The following is an 18693-nucleotide window of genomic DNA, read 5'->3' as shown; positions in this document are numbered from 1 at the left end:
GAGGGAGGGAGAGGTCCCCCGGCCGATCGGGAAAACGGCGCTCGAGGGACATCATTGCCGGGCGGCGCGTCTGCGCTCTTCGTCGTAGGCGAACATGACCTGGCCTTGCCGCACTTCTCCCATCGCCAGCTGGCGGGAGTGGATGAAGGTCTCGTGGTTGTCCCGCGAGAATGGGCGGTCGTAGACCATGACCACCCCCTCCACCGGAGTACGGAGGTTTTCCAAGGCATCCCGGATGCGATCTCCCTCGGTGCTTCCCGCTTGTCTTATCGCAGCGGCAAGCAGAAGCAGCGCATCATACCCTTGCGCCGCTGCCGGTGGCACCGGAATTCGATCGGTTCCGGTGGTGCGCCGCCAGGCTTCCAGAAAGGCCTGGCGCCGGCCCTGGCTCTCTGCCGGGATGAAGCTTTGCGGTATGCGCGTTCCCTCGGCGGCGCGTTCGGCGCCTTCGAGGAGGCCGGGCAGGGCGAAAGGCCAACTGCCGATGAGGGGAAGGCGCAGGCCGAGTTTGGCGTTGGCGCTGGCGATACGGTGGAGACCTGCCCCGGCGCCATAGACCAGCAGGGCGTCGGCTCCGGCCTGATGGACTCGGTGCAGAACGGCGAGCATCTCGGCATCGTGCTGTGGCAGGCGCTCCACCGCCACCGGCTGTAGCTGCCGTGCCTGTAGGGCGAGTTGCAGGTCGTCGCGGCCGAGTTGTCCGTAGTTGGTGGCGTCGTGAAAGATCGCCAGACGTTTGCGGCGCAGGCCGTCCACCGCATCCTCGACCATGCGGCGGGCCTGCAGCGCGTCGCTGGGCGCGGTGCGGAAAATGAAGTTGTCCAGGTGTTCCGGCGGCTGGAACTGGCGGGTGATGAGGCTGCCGCCGGCCACCGCCGTCAGCATCGGGATGCGGGCGCGCTGGTACAGGTGCTGGCTCGCGAGCGCCACGCCGGTGCTGGCCAGGCCGACGGCGGCGACGATGCCATCGTCCTGGATCAGCGCCTGCGCGATTTGGGCGCCGCGCTCGTTGCTGCTCTGGTCATCCCGTTCCACCAGCACCAGCCGGCGGCCGAGCACGCCGCCTTCGGCATTGATCTGCGCCGCGGCGATGCGTACGCCTTCGCGCATGGAGAGGCCGATAACGCCGTTGCTGCCGGAGTAAGGTCCGGTGACGCCTATGCGTACCGGTTCGGCCGGCTGTGCGCCGCCCGCCGGTAGGCCGGCCAGCAGGCTCAGCGGCAAAAGCAGGAGGCGGATCAGGCCCGGGACCGACATCGGGCCACTCTAGAAGCGGCGAAAATCGGACAAAATTGGCGGAAACCCTCAAACCTGGAGTGGGCGGCCGCCGGTGCCGCCGGCGCTAGGGTTAAACCGAATGCCTGCCATGCCGGGGGGCGAGAACAATAGAACGCTGCGGCTGGCGATGCGCCTTGCCGTCCTTTCTGCTGCACATCCATCTTCATGCCTGATTCCGATCACACCACGCTGCGCGCTTCCTCCACGTCTTCTTCCTCCCAGTGGTACTGGACTGCGCCCTACGTGGCGGTGGTGGTGTTCGCCGTCTCCATGCTGGCACTGGTCTGGCTGCTGCAGACACGGGAGGCCGAAGGGGAGCGCAACGCCGCTGCGCGCGACGTGCAGTGGGCCGAGCAGACGGTGCGCCTGCACATGCAGGGCACCGAAGAGGTGCTGGGGCAACTGGCGCGGGACATCGCCGGCGGCGTGCTGGATGCCGACACTTTCCAGCTGCGCGCCAATCAACACATCGCCAACAACGGCGAACTGGTGAACATCGTCTGGGTCGGCGAGGACGAGTCGATACGCTGGTCGGCACCCTTCGACGCCACCGACTGGCTGGTCGGAGATGTGCTGGACCCCTCGCAGGCGGTGGTCTTCCAGCGTGCGCGGGAAGTGGGCCGGCCGGTATATGGCCTGCCCTATCCGGCTGCGGACGGCGGCTGGCGGCTGGAGGTGCATGTGCCCATCCGTAACGGCCGGGAGTCCCGCGGCGCGGTGGTGGCCGTCTATTCCGTGGAGCGCATGGTGCGCTACTTGGTGCCGGGTTGGTTCGCCGAGAAATACCGCCTGGCGCTGCTGGATGGCCAGGGCAGAACGCTGGCGGTGAATTCCGCCCTGCGCGAGGGCGAGGGCCGGGTGGCCTATGAACTGCCGCTGGATCCGCCCGGTAACGGCCTGGTGCTGCGCGCCACCGTTTTCCATGGTGCCGGCGGCGTCTCCCGCCTGTTGCCGGCGGGGCTGATCCTCGGCCTTTCCATCATCGTGCTGTGGAGCTTGTGGACGCTGCGCAGCCACGTGCAGCGCCGGGTGCAGGTGGAGAAGGAGCGGGATCGCCTGTTCAACCTGTCGCTGGACCTGCTGTGCGTGGTTGGGCTGGATGGCAGCTTCCGCCGCTGCAATCCGGCCTTCGAGCGGGTACTGGGGTATCGCGCCGAGCATCTGCAGGGGCAGGCCCTGCTGGACCTGGTGCATCCAGAAGACGCAGCGGCCACGCTTACCCAGCTGCGCCGCCTGGCCGCCGGCGAGCCGGTGAACTTCGAAAACCGCTGCCGCTGCCTGGACGGCAGCTACAAGTGGCTGGTGTGGAGCATCAATCCGGTGAGCCAGGAGAAGCTGGTCTATGCGGTGGCCCACGACATCACCGGCCGCAAGGCGGCGGAGGAGGCGCTGCGCGCTGAATCGGCCTTCCGCAAGGCGATGGAGGAGTCGGTGGTGACCGGTCTGCGCGCCATCGACCTCACCGGCCGCATCATCTATGTGAATGCCGCCTTCTGCCGCATGGTCGGGCTGGAGGAGGAGGAGTTGATGGGCATGGGGCCGCCCTTTCCCTACTGGCCGCCGGAGGAGCGCGAGGCCTGCGAGCACAACCTGGCGCTGACGCTGGCCGGGCGGGCGCCGCCCAGCGGCTTCGAGATGCGCATCCGCCGGCGCAACGGCGAGCGGGTGGATGCCCGCTTCTACCTCTCGCCGCTGATCGACCTCGCCGGCCGCCAGACCGGCTGGATGGCCTCCGTCACCGACATCACCGAGCCCAAGCGCATCCGCGCCGCGCTGGAAGCCGCCCACGAGCGCTTCGAGGCGGTGCTGGACGGGCTGGACGCGGCGGTGTTCGTGGCCGATGCCCGCACCGATGAAATCCTCTTCGCCAACCGCGCCTTCAAGAGCATCCACGGCTTCGACGCGGTGGGCCGCACCGTGCGCGGCGTCGCTGTGCCGCAGCCGGAGCGGGGCGACTACCGCGTCGATCCGCGCGGCCTCACCGTCGCCGATCTGCCGCGCGAGCTGTTCGACGGCGAGCTGCAGCATCCGCTGTCCGGCCGTTGGTACCACGTGCGCGAGCAGGCCACCCGCTGGGTGGATGGCCGGGTGGTGCGCATGGGCATCGCTACCGACATCACCGACCGCAAGCAGACGGCCGAAGTCTCGCGCCAGCAGGAGGAGCGCCTGCAGCGCACCGGCCGCCTGATCACCATGGGCGAGATGGCCTCCACGCTGGCGCACGAGCTGAACCAGCCGCTGTCGGCCATCGCCAATTACTGCGCTGGCTGCGTCACCCGGCTGCAGGGTGGCCACGGCCGGCCGGAGGAACTGCTGGGCGCGATGCAGAAGGCCAGCTTCCAGGCCGAGCGTGCCGGCAAGATCATCCGCCGCATCCGCGAGTTCGTGAAGAAGAGCGAGCCGCGCCGCAGCGCGGTGCAGATCTCGGAGGTGCTGGACGACGCCCTCGGCTTTGCCGAGATCGACGCCCGCCGCATGGGCATCCGCATCCATGCCGAGCTGGAGCCGGACCTGCCGCCGGTGTACGCCGACCGCATCATGATCGAGCAGGTGGTGCTCAATCTGGTCAAGAACGGCATGGATGCGATGGCGGACGCAGTGGCGGACGAGCGGGTGCTGACGGTGCGCGCCCGGCCCTATGGCGCCCACGCGGTGGAAGTGGCGGTGATCGACCGTGGCCACGGCATCGACGAAGAAGACCGCTTGCGCCTGTTCACGCCCTTCTACACCACCAAGGCCGAAGGCATGGGCATGGGCCTCAACATCTGCCGCTCCATCGTCGAGTTCCATGACGGCAGGCTGGTCGTGGATGCCAACCCGGAAGGCGGTACCATATTCTCGTTTACCTTGCCCACGGAGGCCGCGAGTGAGCGAGCCGCACGCCGAGCCTGATCAGTACATCTACATCGTCGACGACGACGAAGCCCTGCGCGATTCCCTGGTCTGGATGCTGGAGTCCAGCGGCTACGCGGTGGCGGCGTTCGATTCCGCCGAATCCTTCCTCGAAGCCTGGCGGCCGGACATGGCCGGCTGCCTGGTGCTGGACGTGCGCATGCCGGGCATGAGCGGGCTGGAGCTGTTCGAGGAGCTGGGGCGCCGCCACTGCGCGCTGCCGGTCATCTTCATCACCGGCCATGGCGACGTGCCGATGGCGGTGTCCGCGCTGAAGCGCGGCGCGGTGGATTTCATCGAGAAGCCCTTCAACGACGCCGAGATGCGCCGCCTGGTCGAGCAGTGCCTGGAGCAGGAGCGCAGCAGCCGCACGAGGCGGCGCACCGAGGCCGACATTGCCCGCCGGCTGGAGCATCTCACCCAGCGCGAGCGCGAAGTGCTCAATCTCATCGTCGCCGGCAAGCTCAACAAGCAGATCGCCGACGTGCTCGGCATCAGCATCAAGACGGTGGAAGTGCACCGCGCCCGGGTGATGGAGAAGATGGGCGCCCACTCGTTGGCGGAGCTGGTGCAGCACGTGGTGGCGGTGGAGCCGGTCGCCAGCCGCTAAGTGGATATGAGCCGGCATGGGCCGGCGGCAGCATCGCCGGCCCGCAGCGCGGTGGGGCTGGGCGGCCGTCCGGCCGCCGCGGGCTGTGCTTTCGCGGCCGTCCATCATCGATGCGCACAAGCCCCTGATGCTGCGATAAAATTGCGAGCTTTTTTCGAGGCTCCCCCGATGACCTCCCGCATTATCGATGGCAATGCGCTTGCCGCCCAGGTGCGCGGCGAAATCGCCGAACGCGCGGCCGCCCTGTCCGCCCGGGGCGTGCAGCCCTGCCTCGCGGTGATCCTGGTCGGCGGCGATCCGGCCTCGGCGGTTTATGTGCGCAACAAGGTGGCCGCCTGCGAAAAGGCCGGCATCCGCTCGCTGCGCTTCGACTACGCCGCCGACACTGCGCCGGCGGATGTCATGGCCAAGCTGGCCGAACTCAACGCCGATCCGGCGGTGCACGGCATCCTGGTGCAGTTGCCATTGCCCCCGCAGTTCGATGAAACCGCGGTGCTGGAAGCCATCGACGTGGCCAAGGACGTGGACGGCTTCCACGCCGAGAACGTTGGCCGCCTGTCGCAGAACCGCGAAGCCTTCCTGCCGTGCACGCCGCACGGCGTCATGAAGATGCTGGAGTCTGCCGGTGTGCAGCTGGCGGGGGCCGAGGCGGTGGTCATTGGCCGTTCCAACATCGTCGGCAAGCCGATGGCGATGTTGCTGACCAACGCCGGCGCCACCGTCACCGTGTGCCACTCCAGGACCCGCGACCTCGGCTTCCACACCCGCCGGGCGGACATCGTGGTTGCCGCCATCGGCAAGCCGCGTTTCCTCAAGGGCGACATGATCAAGCCTGGCGCCACCGTGATCGACGTCGGCATCAACCGCCTGCAGGAAGGCCCGGACGCCGGCAAGCTGTGCGGCGACGTCGATTTCGCCTCGGCGCAGGAAGTCGCCGGTGCCATCACCCCGGTGCCCGGCGGCGTCGGCCCGATGACCATCACCATGCTGCTGGAAAACACGGTGATTTCCGCCGAGCGCGCCGCCCGCGCCGCCGGCAAGTGAGCCCTGCCATGACGCAAGCGCAACCTCTGGTCGGCATCATCATGGGCTCCAATTCCGATTGGCCCACCATGCAGGCCGCCGCCAAGGTGCTGGCCGAGTTCGGCGTGCCCTACGAAGCGCGGGTGGTTTCCGCCCACCGCACGCCGGACCTGATGTTCGAATACGCCGAAACGGCGCGCGGGCGCGGCCTCAAGGCCATCATCGCCGGCGCCGGTGGTGCCGCCCATCTGCCAGGCATGGTGGCGGCCAAGACCACGCTGCCGGTGCTGGGCGTGCCGGTGCAGTCCCGGGCGCTTTCCGGGCAGGATTCGCTGCTCTCCATCGTGCAGATGCCCAAGGGCATTCCGGTCGGCACCTTCGCCATCGGCGAGGCGGGCGCCGCCAATGCCGGCCTGTTCGCGGTCTCCCTGCTGGCCAACGAGAACCCGGCGTTGGCCGCGCAACTGGACGACTTCCGCCGCCGCCAGACCGAGACGGTGCTGGCCATGGAACTGCCGCCGCCGGTCTGAGCGCAGCCGCCGATGAGCCAGGCCTATCTGCTGCTCGGCATCGCCATCGTCGCCGAGGTGATCGCCACCAGCGCGCTGAAGGCCGCCGAGGGCTTCAGCCGCTTGTGGCCATCGGTGATCGTGGTCTGTGGCTACGGCATCGCCTTCTTCTGCCTGTCGCAGACCCTGCGCCACATCCCTGTGGGCATCGCCTACGCCATCTGGTCCGGCGTCGGCATCGTGCTGGTCAGCCTGGCGGCGCTGTTCTTCTTCGGCCAGAAGCTGGACCTGGCCGCCATCATCGGCATCGTCCTGATCATGGCCGGCGTGCTGGTGATCAACCTGTTTTCCAACGTTTCCGCTCATTGAGCGCCCGCTCCGGCGCCCACGACGCTTTCTCCGAGGCCTGCATGTCCGATATCCCCTCGTCCGCTCCCATCCTGCCGCCCGCCACCCTGGGCATGCTGGGCGGGGGCCAGCTCGGGCGCTTCTTCGTCGCCGCCGCCCATGAGATGGGCTACAAGGTGTGGGTGCTGGACCCGGACCCGAACAGCCCGGCCGGCCGCATCGCCGACTTCCACCTGGTGGCTGCCTACGACGACTTCGCCGCGCTGGACAGGCTCGCCGCCGAATGTGCCGGCGTGACCACCGAGTTCGAGAACGTGCCGGCGGCCACGCTGGACTACCTCGCCAAGTTCCTGCCGGTGCACCCGGCCGCCGCCGCGGTGGCGGTGTGCCAGAACCGCATCGAGGAGAAGGGCTTCCTCGCCCGCAACGACTTGCCACACGGCCCGTACGCCGCCATCCGCAGCGAGGATGACCTCCGCAACGCCAACGCCGGCTTGTTCCCGGCGGTGCTCAAGGTGGCGCGCTTCGGCTATGACGGCAAGGGCCAGGCACGCGTCGCCGACCGCGACGAGGCGCTCGCCGCCTTCCGCCAGTTCAAGGGCGAAGCCTGTGTGCTGGAGAAGATGCTGGCGCTGGACTACGAAGTCTCGGTGGTGCTGGCGCGCGATGAGCGCGGCGCGGTGCGCTGCTTCCCCACCGTGGAGAACCGCCACCGCAACGGCATCCTGGATGTCTCCATTGCCCCCGCGCGCGGCTCCGCCTGCCTGCGCGACGACGCCCAGGAGATCGCCGAGCGCATCGCCGGCCACCTCGGCTACGTCGGCACGCTGGGCGTGGAGTTCTTCGTCTGCCGCGGCGAGCTGTTCGTGAACGAGATGGCGCCCCGTCCCCACAACAGCGGCCACCACACCATGGACGCCTGCGTCACCAGCCAGTACGAACAGCAGGTGCGCGCCCTGTGCGGCCTGCCGCTGGGCGAGCCGCGCCAGCATTCGGCGGCGGTGATGGTGAACCTGCTGGGCGAACTCTGGTACGAGGGCGGCCATGCCGATGGCGCCTACCGCGAGCCGGACTGGTCGGTGCTGCACGGCGTGCCCGGCCTGCGCCTGCACCTCTACGGCAAGCATCACGCCCGCCCCGGCCGCAAGATGGGCCACTTCGTCGTCATCGGCGACAAGCCGGACGAAGTGCTGGAGCGCGCGCTGAAGGCTCGCGAGGCCATTGGCATCCATGGCGAATGAGCTTGTCCGCGGCGGCATCACCGCTGCCACGCCGGAGGCCGTCGCCCAGGCCGCCGATCTGTTGCGCGCCGGCGATCTGGTCGGCCTGCCGACGGAGACGGTCTACGGCCTGGCCGCGGATGCGCTGAACCCGGAAGCCGCCCGCCGCATCTTCGCCGCCAAGGACAGGCCGGCGGACCATCCGCTGATTGTCCACTTGCCGGATGCGGAGCAACTGCCACGCTGGGCCTCTTCCATCCCCAAGGAGGCCATCGCCCTGGCACGCGCCTTCTGGCCCGGCCCGCTGACCATGATCCTGAAGCGGGACCCGGGCGTGCCGGACGAAGTCACCGGCGGGCAGGATACGGTAGGCCTGCGCGTGCCCGCCCACCCGGTGGCGCAGGCGTTGCTGAAGGCTTTCGACTCCGGCATCGCCGCACCCAGCGCCAACCGTTTCGGCCGCATCAGCCCGACCACCGCCGCGCATGTGCAGCAGGAACTGGGCGAGCGGGTGGCGATGATCCTGGATGGCGGTGCCTGCGAGCTCGGCATCGAATCCACCATCATCGATCTCTCCCGCAGCATGCCGGAAATCCTGCGCCCCGGCGCCATCACCGCCGATCAGATTGCCGCGGTGATCGGCCGGCAGCCGCGCGTGCGCAGTGACGCGGCGCAAGCAACCGAGCCGGCGTCCGCCGAAGAAACCGCGCCGCGCGTGTCCGGGGCGCTTGCCGCCCACTACGCGCCGCGCACGCCATTGCGGCTGGTGGAGGCGCCGGCGCTGGCCGGAGAATGGGCGCAGTCCCTGGCCGCCGGCCTGCGCGTCGCGGTGCTGGCGCGCACGCTGGCAAAGCCGGAGCAGGGGAGCGTGCATTGGCAGCAGGCGCCGCTGTACGCCACCGCCTACGCCCATGATCTCTATGCCACGCTGCGGGACCTGGACGCCGCCGGCGCCGACCTGCTGCTGGTGGAAGCGCTGCCACCGACGGCCGAATGGCGGGCCGTCCGCGACCGTCTCGGCCGCGCCGCCGCAGGCTCCGGCGAGCAGGATGAAACCTGAGGGCGAGGCTTCACTTTTCGGGGAAGCCTCTCTATAATGCCGCTCTTTCGGGCCGATAGCTCAGCTGGGAGAGCGCTGCGTTCGCAATGCAGAGGTCGGGAGTTCGATCCTCCTTCGGTCCACCAGGAATTCCAGAAACGCCGGATTCGTTGATAGCGAATCCGGTGTTTTCTTTTCTGTCGGGCGGTAAACAGGACTCCCCAGGAATCCCTCAGCCCGGCTTGCCCGGCAACTGCAGCACATTTCCCAACAGTCCCCGCAGCATCTCCTCCTTCAACTCCGGCAGGCTGCGCTGCTTGCCGCTGATGTGGGCGATGACGTCTCTTGCCGCCAGTACGGTGGCGAGGCCGCCGAAGAGGCCGAGGTGGAATACCACCGGGTCCACCCGCTTGATGATGCCGGCCTCCATCGCCTCCTGCCACAGCGGCGTGCAGCAGATGGCGCTGGGGCGTATCAGCTGTTCCACGAGGTAGTCCAGCCGCTCGCCGGGTTCGGACAGCTGGCGGGTGACGAAGCTCACCGCGTCCGGCTCGGTGGTGAGTTGGTCGATGAAGGTGGCGATGCCCTGGGACAAGCGGAAGGCCAGCGGCAGCTCTGGCTGGGCGAGGCGGTCGAAGTCCGCCAGGCGGGGGATCTGCCTTTGTCGTAGTTCATCCACCACCGCGGTCCACAGTTCGGCCTTGGAGCCGAAGTGGTGGGCGATCATGGAGACGTCGAAGCCGGCTTCCGCGGCGATGTCGCGCAGGCGTGCGCCTTCGTAGCCCAGGCGGGCGAAGGCGGTGAGGGCGGCGTACAGGAGTTTTTCGCGCGACGCGGTATCGCTGCCCTTGGGGCGGCCGGGGCGTCGGCTGGAGTCGCGTTCTGGCATGAGGGCGCCAACCTTAGCAGGTAATCGCACACTGCCCGCGGCAAAGGCGGACAGGCCGTGAGCTTTTTCACCCGATGGCACGCACGGGCCTGTCTATGCCATCTGGCTGATGGTCTTGCGGAAGCGGTTCAGCGCGATGAGAAAGAAGACGCAGCCGATGGCGAGAGTGGCCAGCATCTGCGGCCACACCACGTCGATGCCGGCGCCGCGGTAGAGAATGGCCTGGGCGGCGGCGGTGAAGTGGGTGGTGGGGGCGGCCAGCATCGCGTTCTGTACCACCTCCGGCATGCTCTCGCGCGGCGTGCTGCCGCCGGAGAGCATCTGCAGCGGCAGCAGCACCAGGATCATCAGCAGGCCGAACTGCGGCATGGAGCGCGCCAGCGTGGCCATGAAGATGCCCATGGACGAGGTGGCGAAGAGGTGCAGCGCGGCGCAGGCGAGGAAGAGCGCGACCGAGCCGCCCACCGGCACTTGCAGCACGCCCTGCACCATCACCATCAACGAGATGCCGGCGGCGGCCAGCACCACCAGCGAGGACGACCACACCTTGGCCAGCATGATCTCGCCCGGCGTCACCGGCATCACCAGCAGATGTTCTATGGTGCCGTGCTCGCGCTCGCGGATCAGCGCGGCGCCGGCGAGGATGATGGACAGCATGGTGACGTTGTCGATGATCTTCATCAGCGAGCCGAACCAGGTCTGTGTCAGCGAGGGGTTGAAACGTGCGCGCAGCGCGAGGTCCACCGGGGGTGCTGCGCTGCCGCGGTAGCGCTGCACGAACTCGTTCACCTCGGCGAGCACGATCTGCTGCACGTAGTTGTTGCCGGTGAAGGCCTGGCTCATGCGGGTGGCGTCCACATTGAGCTGTACCGCGGGCGAACGGCCAGCCAGGACATCGCGCTGGAAGTCGGGTGGAATGTTGAGCACGAAGGTGTAGCTGCCGTCGTTCATGCCCGGGTCGATCTCGGACAAGGAGATCATCGCCGGGCGCACGAAATGCGGCGGGTAGAAGGCGGAGGCGATGCGCGCCGACAGCGGCGACTGGTCCTCGTCCACGATGGCGATGGGCGCCATGTGCAGCGACTCCGGGATGGCGGTGGAGGCGGTGTAGACGTCCAGCGTGAAGGTGTAGGCGATGAGCGCGATCATGATGGGGTCGCGCAGCAGGCTCCACAGCTCCTTGATGCCGAGGTGGTAGATGTTGGCGGGGCGGCTCATGGTCAGCTGTCCTGTTTCTTCAGCAGCATGATGGAGAGGCCGACGATGACCGGCACCGCGATCAGCATGGGCACGAAGGCGCTGTGCAGGTCGGCCAGGCCCAGGCCTTTGCTGAACACGCCGCGGCTGATCACCAGGATGTGGCTGGCGGGGTAGAGCTCGCCGATGAGGCGGCCCGGCCCTTCCAGCGAGGAGATGGGGTTGAGCAGGCCGCCGAACTGGATTGCCGGGATCATGGTGCCGATGACGGCGACGAAGATGGCGGCGATCTGGCTGCGGGTGAAGATGGAGGCAAAGAGGCCGAAACCGGTGGCAAAGGCGACGAACACCAGCATGGCCAGCGCCAGCGTCGGGAAGCTGCCGCTGATAGGAACGCCGAACACGGTGATGGCGAGCAAGGTGAGCAGCAGGAAGTTGAGCATGCCCAGCAGGATGTAGGGCAGCTGCTTGCCGATGAGGAATTCCGCCCGTGTCACCGGGGTGACGTAGAGATTGACGATGGAGCCCAGCTCCTTCTCCCGCACCACCGACAGCGCGGTGAGCATGGCCGGGATCATCAGCAGCAGGATGGGCATCACCGCTGGCACCATCGCCGGCAGGCTTTCCACGTCCGGGTTGTAGCGGAAGCGGGTTTCTATGGTGGCGTTGCCGGCGCTGGCGTCCTGGCCGAGGCGGGTGCGCGCCATGTCCTGCAGCCAGCTCTGGTGCATGCCCTGGATATAGCCCTGCACGGTTTCCGCCCGCGAGGGCATGGCGCCGTCGAACCAGGCGCCAATCTGCACCGTATTTCCGCGCAGTACGTCGCGGGCGAAGCCGGGCGGAATTTCGATCGCCAGCGCCAGCTCGCCGCTGCGCATGCGGCGGTCGAGGTCGGCGTAGTCGCTGATGGGCGGGTGTTCGATGAAGTAGCGCGAGCCGGCGAGGTTGAGGGCGTAGTTCTGGCTCAGCGTGGTCTGGTCGCGGTCCAGCACGGCGAAGCTGAGGTCTTCCACGTCCAGGCTGATGCCATAGCCCATGATGAACATCAGGATCAGCGTGCCGGCCAGCGCCAGGGTGGCGCGCACCGGGTCGCGCTGCAGCTCCAGCGATTCGCGCAGGCTGAAGCTCAGCGCCCGCGCCAGGCTGAAGCGGCGGCGCGGCGGCTCGGCGCGGCTGGCGGACACCGGGGATTCCGCCGCCTCGTCCGCATCCGGCTGGTCGCCCTCGGCGCCGGCGTCCTTCAGGTAGGCGATGAAGGCCTGCTCCAGGCTGTCTGCCTGGCGCTGCTCCACCAGCTCGGCCGGCGGCGCGCTCACCAGCACCTTGCCGGCATGCATCAGGGAGATGCGGTCGCAGCGCTCGGCCTCGTTCATGAAGTGGGTGGAGATGAAGAGGGTGACCTTGTCCTTGCGGGCGAGATCCACCATTAGCCCCCAGAAGGTGTCGCGCGCCACCGGATCGACGCCGGAGGTGGGCTCGTCCAGGATCAGCAGGTCGGGCTTGTGCACCATGGCCACCGCCAGCGACAGGCGCTGGCGTATGCCCAGCGGCAGGTTCTCCGGCAGCGCGCCGCGCACCGCGTCGAGATCGAAGCGCGCCACCATCTCGTCCACCCGGCCGGGGATGTCGGCCTCCGCCACCTGGAACAGGCGGGCGTGCAGCACCAGGTTCTGCTCCACCGTGAGTTCGCCGTAGAGCGAGAAGGCCTGGGACATGTAGCCGACGCGGCGGCGGGTGTCGATGTCACGCGGGTCCACCTCCTTGCCGAACAGCCAGGCCTGGCCTTCGCTGGCCGGCAGCAGGCCGGTGAGCATCTTCATGGTGGTGGACTTGCCGCAGCCGTTGGAGCCGAGGAAGCCGAAGATTTCGCCGCGGCGGATGCGGAAGCTGACCTTGTCCACCGCGGTGAAGTCGCCGAAGCGCATGGTGAGTTCGCGCGCCTCGATGGCGACGTCGCCGTCGCCGGCGTCTTCCGCCAGCGGGGGTACTTCCACCGCGCGGTGGCCGCGCTTCTTCTCCTCCGGCAGCAGGGCGATGAAGGCGGTTTCCAGCGAGTCGCAGCCGGTCTTGCGGTGCAGCTCCTGTGGCGTGCCGGTGGCCAGCACCTTGCCGTCGTCCATCGCCACCAGCCAGTCGAAGCGCTCCGCCTCGTCCATGTAGGCGGTGGCGACGATCACGCTCATGCCCTTGCGGGTCTGGCGGATGCGGCCGATGAGGTCCCAGAACTGGTTGCGGGCGAGGGGGTCGACGCCGGTGGTGGGCTCATCGAGGATCAGCAGGTCGGGGTCGTGGATGAGCGCGCAGCACAGCCCCAGCTTCTGCTTCATGCCGCCGGAGAGCTTGCCCGCCGGACGGTCGAGGAAGGTGTGCATGCCGGTGGCGCGGGTGAGCTGGTCGATGCGCCGCCGCCGCTCTCCGGCATCGTGGCCGAACAGGCGGCCGAAGAACTGCAGGTTCTCTTCCACCGACAGCGTGGGGTAGAGGTTCTTGCCCAGGCCCTGCGGCATGTAGGCGATGTGCGGGCAGACCCGTTCGCGGTGGCGGCGGTCGGCCATGTCGCCGCCCAGCGCTTCCACCGTGCCGTCCTGGATGGCGCGGGCGCCGGCGACCAGCGACAGCAGGCTGGACTTGCCGACGCCGTCCGGCCCGATCAGGCCGACCATGCGGCCGGCGGGAATGTCCAGGTCCACGCCGTCCAGCGCCAGCGTCTTGCCGTAGCTCAGGCTGACGCCGGCGATGCGGACGACCGGGCGGCCGCCGTTGCTGGGCACCTCGTTCATTCAGGCAACCGCGTCTGCAACTCGGCGGGCCATTGCGCCTGGGCGTCGAGCTTGAGCCAGGCGACGCCGGGCAGACCGGTCTTCACCTGCTTCAGGTGCTGCTGCAGCAGTTCGGGCGGAATCTGCGCCTTCACCCGGAACATCAGTTTCTGCCGCTCGCTCGCGGTTTCCACCGTCTTGGGGGTGAACTGGGCGGTGCTGGAAACGAAGGAGATGCGGGCGGGGATGACGTAGTTCGGCGCGGCGTCGAGGATGATGCGGGCCTCGCTGCCCATCGCTACCCGGCCGGCGGCCTGTTCCGGCAGGAAGAAGGTCATATAGACGTCGGCCAGGTCCACCAGGTTGAGCACCTTGCCACCGGCGCCCAGCACCTCGCCCGGCTGGGCGACGCGGAACTGCACCCGGCCGTCGCGCGGCGACTTCAGCTGGCTGTCGGTGATGTCCGCCTCCACCCGGGCGACGGTGGCGGCCGCCGCCTCCACCGCGGATTTCGCCCCCACCAACTGGGCCTTGGCGGCGGCGATGGCGGCCACCGCCGCCGCCACTTGGGCGCGTGCGGCGCTTACCGCCGCTTCGGCGCTGCGCACGGTGGCGCGATCGTCGTCGAGTTCCTGGATGGAGGCTGCGCCTTCGCCGGACAGGGTCTGGGAGCGCGCCAGCCGGCGGCGGGCGGCGTCCAGCTCGCTTTGGCGCTGGCCTACCAGGGCCTCGGCGGCGGCGCGGTCGCTTTCCCGCACTGCGACCTGGGCCTCGGCGCTGGCGACGTTGTTGATGGCTTGCTGATGCTGGGCGCGGGCCTCGTCGCGCTGGGCCTGCAGTACGTCTATCTGCATCTGCACCAGCACGTCGCCGGCCTTCACGAAGTCGCCCTCGCCGGCAAAGATGTCCACCACCCGGCCGCCGAGCTTGGTGGCGACGTCGATCTCGGTGGCCTCGATACGGCCGTTGCCGCTGACGAAGCCCTCGCCCGGTCCCTTGGGCTGCAGTGCCTTCCAGACTGCCCAGCCGCCGAGCGCGACCACCAGCGCCACGATGACGGGAATCAGCTTGTTGTTCTTGATCGATGGCTTCATGGCAGGGGCCTACTCGGTGGGCGATGGGGCGGTTGCGGTGGTGGCGGGTGAGGTCGCGGCCGAGCCGCCGCCGAGGGCGGCGTACAGCGCCACCTGGCTGGAGAGCAGGGCGCGGCGGGTCTGCACCACCTGCTGCTGGGCGGACAGGAGTTCGCGCTGGGCGTCCAGCACCTCCAGGTAGCGGGCGGCGCCGTTGTCGTAGCGCAGCTGCGCAAGGCGGGCGCGCTCCGCCTGGGTGGCGAGGCTGCCCTCCAGGATGCGCAGCTGCTCGCCCAGCCAGCGCTGGGCGGAGAGGGCGTCGGCGACTTCGCGGAAGGCGGTCTGCACCGTCTTCTCGTAGCTGGCCACGGCGAGGTCGCGGCGCACCTCGGCCAGCTCCAGGCTGGCACGGTTGCGGCCGGCATCGAACAGTGGCAGCGACAGGCTGGGCATGAAGCGCCAGCTGCCGCTGCCAGCGTCGAACAGCCCCTCCAGCTCGGCGCTGGCGGTGCCGGCGGAGGCGGTGAGGGTGATGCGCGGGAAGAAAGCGGCGCGGGCGGCGCCTATGCTGGCGTTGGCCGCTTTCAGCCGGCGCTCGGCGGCGATGATGTCCGGCCGGTTGTTGAGCAGTTCGGCGGGCAGGCCGGGACGCAGCACCTGCAGGCCGCCGTCGCGGTCCAGGTCCGGTGCGGAGGCGAGTTCCAGTGGCGCGCCCACCAGCTCGGCCAGCGCATGGGCCTGGGCTGCGCGGCTCTGCTCCAGCTGAACGCCCAGCGCCTGCGCCTGCGCCAGCAGCGTCTCCACCTGGGTGAGATCCAGCCGGGAGGTGGCGCCGACCTGGTAGCGGCGGTTGAAGATGCGGAAGGACTCCTCGCGGCTGGCGATGGTCTCGCGGGCGAGGCGTATGCGTTCGTCCAGCTCCCGCAACGCGAGGTAAGCGTCCGCCACCTGGGCGACCAGGCTGAGGGCGAAGGCCTGGCGGGCGGCGTCGGTGGCGAGGTATTCCTGCAGCGCGGCGTCTTCCAGGCTGCGCACCCGGCCCCAGAAATCCAGCTCCCAGCTGGAGATGCCGAAGCCGGCTTGGTACTGGCCGGCCACCTCCGCCTTGCCGGTGAGGCTGAGGTCCGCCGGCGTGCGTCCGCGGGTGGCGTCCCCGGCCAGGCCCACGGTGGGAAAGCGGTCGGCGCGGCGGAGGCCGTAGCTGGCACGGGCCTCTTCCACCCGCAGCACCGCGCTGCGCAGGTCGCGGTTGTTGGTCAGCGCGCTGGCGATCAGCTTGCGCAGCTGCGGGTCGGTGAAGTAGTCCTGCCAGGCCAGCAGCGCAGGCGGCGTGCCGCCAACCGGCAGCGGTGCATCCAGCGGGTAGGCGGCCGACACCGGCAGCGGCGGCTGTTCATAGTCCGGCGCCAGGGTGCCGCAGCCGGCCAGCAGGGCCAGCGGCAGCAGCAGGGTCAGGCGGCGCCGGGAGATGCGGCTGGCCTGCCGCCCGGCCGGACACCGAAGCGCCAGGGGGGTCGTTCCGGGGGAGGGGGAGCTGTCCGGCATGGATCGTCCTGATACGGAAAAAACGGAACGCCGCCCGCGCTTTGCCGCGGACCCTTGCCACGCCCTGCCGCTCCAGGCGGGCGATACCCGCTTGCGTCCGGCATGGCATGTCGTCATGGAAGCCACGCCACGGAGCATACCAGCTGGGGGTTTCCTTGCTTTTGCTCCAGGTGGGCTCGCCTGCGGTCCAATTATCCTTCTACTGTTGAATATTAGTCAATGAAGCGCATGAATCGGCGTCTTTTTAGACGGAGAACAGTGTTGTACCGCGGAGTGGTAACCTTCTTTGTCTTATTTCCTATTTTCGTTTAATTAATCGGTGATGGAGCAGGGCGCTGCGGCTGATACCGGCGCGCGGTCTCTTCATGCCACTACCGGTCCACTGCTGGTCTGCCGATGTCCGTCCCGCGCTTCGTCCGTTCCGCCTGCCGCTGGCTGGCGCTGCTCCTCGCCGTTTCGATGCTGGCTGCCTGCGCCGGCGTTAAGGTCAGTCCGCGGGATAGCCGCGATTACATGAGCCTGCGCCGGGGAGACGTGCTTTCCACCGGGCACCTCAGCACGCCGACGGTGGCGGCGCTGCAGGTGGTGGGGCTGGAGGCGGAAGCCTGCGATACCGCGGGGGAGGATTGCCGGGCGGCGCTCGGCCGGCCGGACGGGCTCAGCGAGGAGCAGCGCCTGTCCGCGCTGGCGGAGTTGTGGCTGCAGGCTGCGCTCGACCTGGAGCGGGTGCAGCCCCAGGACGGGGTGGCGACCGCGGCCGCCTATCTGGAGGCGGCACGGCACGCCTACGCCTATCTCTTCTTCAGCCGGCGCGGTCCCGGCGAACGGGCGCTGGAGGACAGGCAGACACAGGTGCGGGATTACTACAATTTCGCGGTACAGCAACTGGTGTCCGGCCTGTTCGAGCGCTACCACGACAGCCCTCAGGCAAGGCCCGAAGGCAGCGAGGGCGTGCAGCTGGAGCTGGCCGGCTGGCGGGTGCATGGCCATATGTCGGAGGTGCGTCTGGCGCGCGGCCGCAGCGTGCCGGACGCGCTGTTGCCGGCGGCTTCGCTGTCCTTCTCCGGCATGCGCAACCAGTACCGCCGCGATGGCCTGGGCGCCGAGCTGGTGGCGGTGACCGACAAACGGGTGGTGAAGGGCGGCAGCGAGGAACTGCCCTGGAGCGAGACGCCGTTCCCGGCGGTGAGCATGGTGGCGGCTTTTCCGGGCGAAACCCTGGCGGCGGTGCTGGCGACGCGGGAGGCCCACATCACCGGCTATGACCCCTATCGCCGCGACAGCGTGCGGCTGGCCGGCGTGGACGTACCGCTGGCTGCCGACTTCACCTCCGGCTACGGCTTGTGGCTGGCCCGCTCCGGTTTCGCCAGCCAGGCGCTGCTGACGCTGGTGGGCCAGGGTGAGGTGCTGCAGCAGCCGCACGTCTATCTGCTGCAGCCCTACGATCCGCAGCGCCGCATCGTCGTCATGCTGCATGGGCTGGCGAGCAGCCCGGAGGCCTGGATCAACGTCGCCAACGAGGTGATGGGCGATGAGTCGCTGCGGCGCAATTACCAGATCTGGCAGGTTTATTACCCGACCAACGCGCCGCTGGCGGTGAACAACCAGGCGATACGCGAGGCGCTCGCGGCCACCCTGGCGCATTTCGATCCGGCCGGTACCGCGCCGGCTTCGCAAGGCATGGTGCTGGTGGGCCACAGCATGGGCGGCGTACTGTCGCGGCTGATGGTGTCGTCTTCCGGCGAGCGCCTGTGGGAGGCAGTGCAGGAGAAGTACGCACTGGAGGGACGGCGGCGGGAGCGGGCGGAGAAGATGCTCGCGCCCTACCTGCGCTTCGAGCCGCTGCCGGGCGTGGGCCGCGCGGTGTTCATCGCCGCGCCGCATCGCGGCACGCCTTTCGCCGAGAACACGCTGTCGCGCTGGGCTGCCAGCCTGGTGCGCTTGCCGGTATCCCTGCTTGGCCGCCTGACCGAGGTGACGGCGCTGCTGGTGGCGCCGGGCAGCGCCAGCGCGGCGCCGGTACTGCGGCCGCTGAACAGCATAGACAACCTCAGCGATCAGGATCCTTTCGTCCGCCTGGCCGCAGGCCTGCCGATCTCACCGGCGGTGCCCTACCACTCCATCATCGGCAACGACACGCCGGAGCTGGCGCTGCGGGATTCGTCGGACGGTGTGGTGCCCTACGCCAGCGCCCACCTGGAGGGCGCGGCCTCGGAGAAGGTGGTGGCCTCCTGGCACAGCGTGCAGGAGACACCGGAGGCCATCCTGGAACTGCGGCGGATACTACATGCGCATCTGGCCGGGATGGGGG

General features: G+C 68.9%; 14 protein-coding genes and 1 tRNA gene. 9 read left to right on the top strand and 6 right to left on the bottom strand.

From position 1 onward, the window contains the following. Positions 1–51: 51 nt before the first annotated feature. Positions 52–1257, bottom strand: coding sequence for an ABC transporter substrate-binding protein (locus GRF61_RS18375; RefSeq protein ID WP_169152076.1), 1206 nt, complete (start codon positions 1255–1257; stop codon positions 52–54). A 186-nt stretch (positions 1258–1443) separates the two neighbouring features. On the opposite strand from GRF61_RS18375, the gene GRF61_RS18370 reads away from it, so the two are divergent. The 8 genes from GRF61_RS18370 (at position 1444) to GRF61_RS18335 (ending at position 9065) form a co-directional block, all read left to right on the top strand. After that, positions 1444–4170, top strand: a complete 2727-nt coding sequence (locus tag GRF61_RS18370) for a PAS domain S-box protein (RefSeq protein WP_169152075.1) — start codon at positions 1444–1446, stop codon at positions 4168–4170. Further along, positions 4145–4780 (top strand): response regulator transcription factor, encoded by a 636-nt coding sequence (locus GRF61_RS18365; protein ID WP_169152074.1) that lies wholly within the window; start codon positions 4145–4147, stop codon positions 4778–4780. Before GRF61_RS18370 ends, GRF61_RS18365 begins: the two co-directional genes overlap by 26 nt. A gap of 168 nt (positions 4781–4948) precedes the next feature. Further along, on the top strand, positions 4949–5824 hold the full coding sequence (gene folD, locus GRF61_RS18360) for a bifunctional methylenetetrahydrofolate dehydrogenase/methenyltetrahydrofolate cyclohydrolase FolD (protein WP_169152073.1): 876 nt from the start codon (positions 4949–4951) through the stop codon (positions 5822–5824). A gap of 8 nt (positions 5825–5832) precedes the next feature. Then, entirely contained in the window at positions 5833–6333 is a 501-nt protein-coding gene (gene purE, locus GRF61_RS18355) for a 5-(carboxyamino)imidazole ribonucleotide mutase (protein WP_169152072.1), read from the top strand. 12 nt (positions 6334–6345) lie between these two features. Next, positions 6346–6681, top strand: coding sequence for an SMR family transporter (locus GRF61_RS18350; protein ID WP_169152071.1), 336 nt, complete (start codon positions 6346–6348; stop codon positions 6679–6681). Between the two features lie 41 nt (positions 6682–6722). Then, positions 6723–7901: a 5-(carboxyamino)imidazole ribonucleotide synthase gene (locus GRF61_RS18345; RefSeq protein ID WP_169152070.1), complete on the top strand. Its 1179-nt coding sequence runs from the start codon at positions 6723–6725 to the stop codon at positions 7899–7901. Beyond that, complete coding sequence (locus GRF61_RS18340) at positions 7891–8940, top strand: L-threonylcarbamoyladenylate synthase (protein ID WP_169152069.1); 1050 nt, start codon at positions 7891–7893, stop codon at positions 8938–8940. The genes GRF61_RS18345 and GRF61_RS18340 overlap by 11 nt, the downstream gene beginning before the upstream one ends. A gap of 49 nt (positions 8941–8989) precedes the next feature. Then, a tRNA-Ala gene (locus tag GRF61_RS18335) sits at positions 8990–9065 on the top strand. An 86-nt stretch (positions 9066–9151) separates the two neighbouring features. Here GRF61_RS18335 and GRF61_RS18330 read toward each other — a convergent pair. From GRF61_RS18330 to GRF61_RS18310, 5 genes are all read right to left on the bottom strand, one after another. Next, positions 9152–9808 (bottom strand): TetR family transcriptional regulator, encoded by a 657-nt coding sequence (locus tag GRF61_RS18330; RefSeq protein ID WP_169152068.1) that lies wholly within the window; start codon positions 9806–9808, stop codon positions 9152–9154. A 93-nt stretch (positions 9809–9901) separates the two neighbouring features. Continuing rightward, the gene (locus GRF61_RS18325; protein WP_169152067.1) at positions 9902–11026 is read right to left on the bottom strand and encodes an ABC transporter permease; all 1125 of its coding nucleotides are present in this window, start codon (positions 11024–11026) and stop codon (positions 9902–9904) included. A 2-nt stretch (positions 11027–11028) separates the two neighbouring features. Beyond that, on the bottom strand, positions 11029–13785 hold the full coding sequence (rbbA, locus tag GRF61_RS18320; RefSeq protein ID WP_169152066.1) for a ribosome-associated ATPase/putative transporter RbbA: 2757 nt from the start codon (positions 13783–13785) through the stop codon (positions 11029–11031). Beyond that, on the bottom strand, positions 13782–14858 hold the full coding sequence (locus GRF61_RS18315) for an HlyD family efflux transporter periplasmic adaptor subunit (protein WP_169152065.1): 1077 nt from the start codon (positions 14856–14858) through the stop codon (positions 13782–13784). The genes rbbA and GRF61_RS18315 overlap by 4 nt, the downstream gene beginning before the upstream one ends. 9 nt (positions 14859–14867) lie before the next feature. After that, positions 14868–16382 carry an efflux transporter outer membrane subunit gene (locus tag GRF61_RS18310; protein WP_169152064.1) on the bottom strand — a complete coding sequence of 505 codons (1515 nt, stop codon included), beginning with the start codon at positions 16380–16382 and terminating at the stop codon, positions 14868–14870. 396 nt (positions 16383–16778) lie between these two features. Between GRF61_RS18310 and GRF61_RS25095 the strand changes: the two genes are divergently transcribed. Continuing rightward, a partial coding sequence (locus tag GRF61_RS25095) for an alpha/beta fold hydrolase (RefSeq protein WP_211166069.1) occupies positions 16779–18693 on the top strand: 1915 nt, incomplete at its 3' end.

It is taken from the genome of Azoarcus sp. TTM-91 (assembly GCF_012911025.1).
Taxonomy (GTDB): Bacteria; Pseudomonadota; Gammaproteobacteria; order Burkholderiales; family Rhodocyclaceae; genus Azoarcus.
This window is presented reverse-complemented; position numbering and strand designations above follow the sequence as displayed.

What these genes read in the sequence shown, in the direction of transcription:
- GRF61_RS18375 (WP_169152076.1), bottom strand. Translation starts at nt 1,257, where the DNA reads ATGTCGGTCCCGGGCCTGATCCGCCTCCTGCTTTTGCCGCTGAGCCTG.
- GRF61_RS18315 (WP_169152065.1), bottom strand. Translation starts at nt 14,858, where the DNA reads ATGAAGCCATCGATCAAGAACAACAAGCTGATTCCCGTCATCGTGGCG.
- GRF61_RS18330 (WP_169152068.1), bottom strand. Translation starts at nt 9,808, where the DNA reads ATGCCAGAACGCGACTCCAGCCGACGCCCCGGCCGCCCCAAGGGCAGC.
- rbbA (WP_169152066.1), bottom strand. Translation starts at nt 13,785, where the DNA reads ATGAACGAGGTGCCCAGCAACGGCGGCCGCCCGGTCGTCCGCATCGCC.
- GRF61_RS18325 (WP_169152067.1), bottom strand. Translation starts at nt 11,026, where the DNA reads ATGAGCCGCCCCGCCAACATCTACCACCTCGGCATCAAGGAGCTGTGG.
- folD (WP_169152073.1), top strand. Translation starts at nt 4,949, where the DNA reads ATGACCTCCCGCATTATCGATGGCAATGCGCTTGCCGCCCAGGTGCGC.
- GRF61_RS18370 (WP_169152075.1), top strand. Translation starts at nt 1,444, where the DNA reads ATGCCTGATTCCGATCACACCACGCTGCGCGCTTCCTCCACGTCTTCT.
- GRF61_RS18340 (WP_169152069.1), top strand. Translation starts at nt 7,891, where the DNA reads ATGGCGAATGAGCTTGTCCGCGGCGGCATCACCGCTGCCACGCCGGAG.
- GRF61_RS18345 (WP_169152070.1), top strand. Translation starts at nt 6,723, where the DNA reads ATGTCCGATATCCCCTCGTCCGCTCCCATCCTGCCGCCCGCCACCCTG.
- GRF61_RS18310 (WP_169152064.1), bottom strand. Translation starts at nt 16,382, where the DNA reads ATGCCGGACAGCTCCCCCTCCCCCGGAACGACCCCCCTGGCGCTTCGG.
- purE (WP_169152072.1), top strand. Translation starts at nt 5,833, where the DNA reads ATGACGCAAGCGCAACCTCTGGTCGGCATCATCATGGGCTCCAATTCC.
- GRF61_RS18350 (WP_169152071.1), top strand. Translation starts at nt 6,346, where the DNA reads ATGAGCCAGGCCTATCTGCTGCTCGGCATCGCCATCGTCGCCGAGGTG.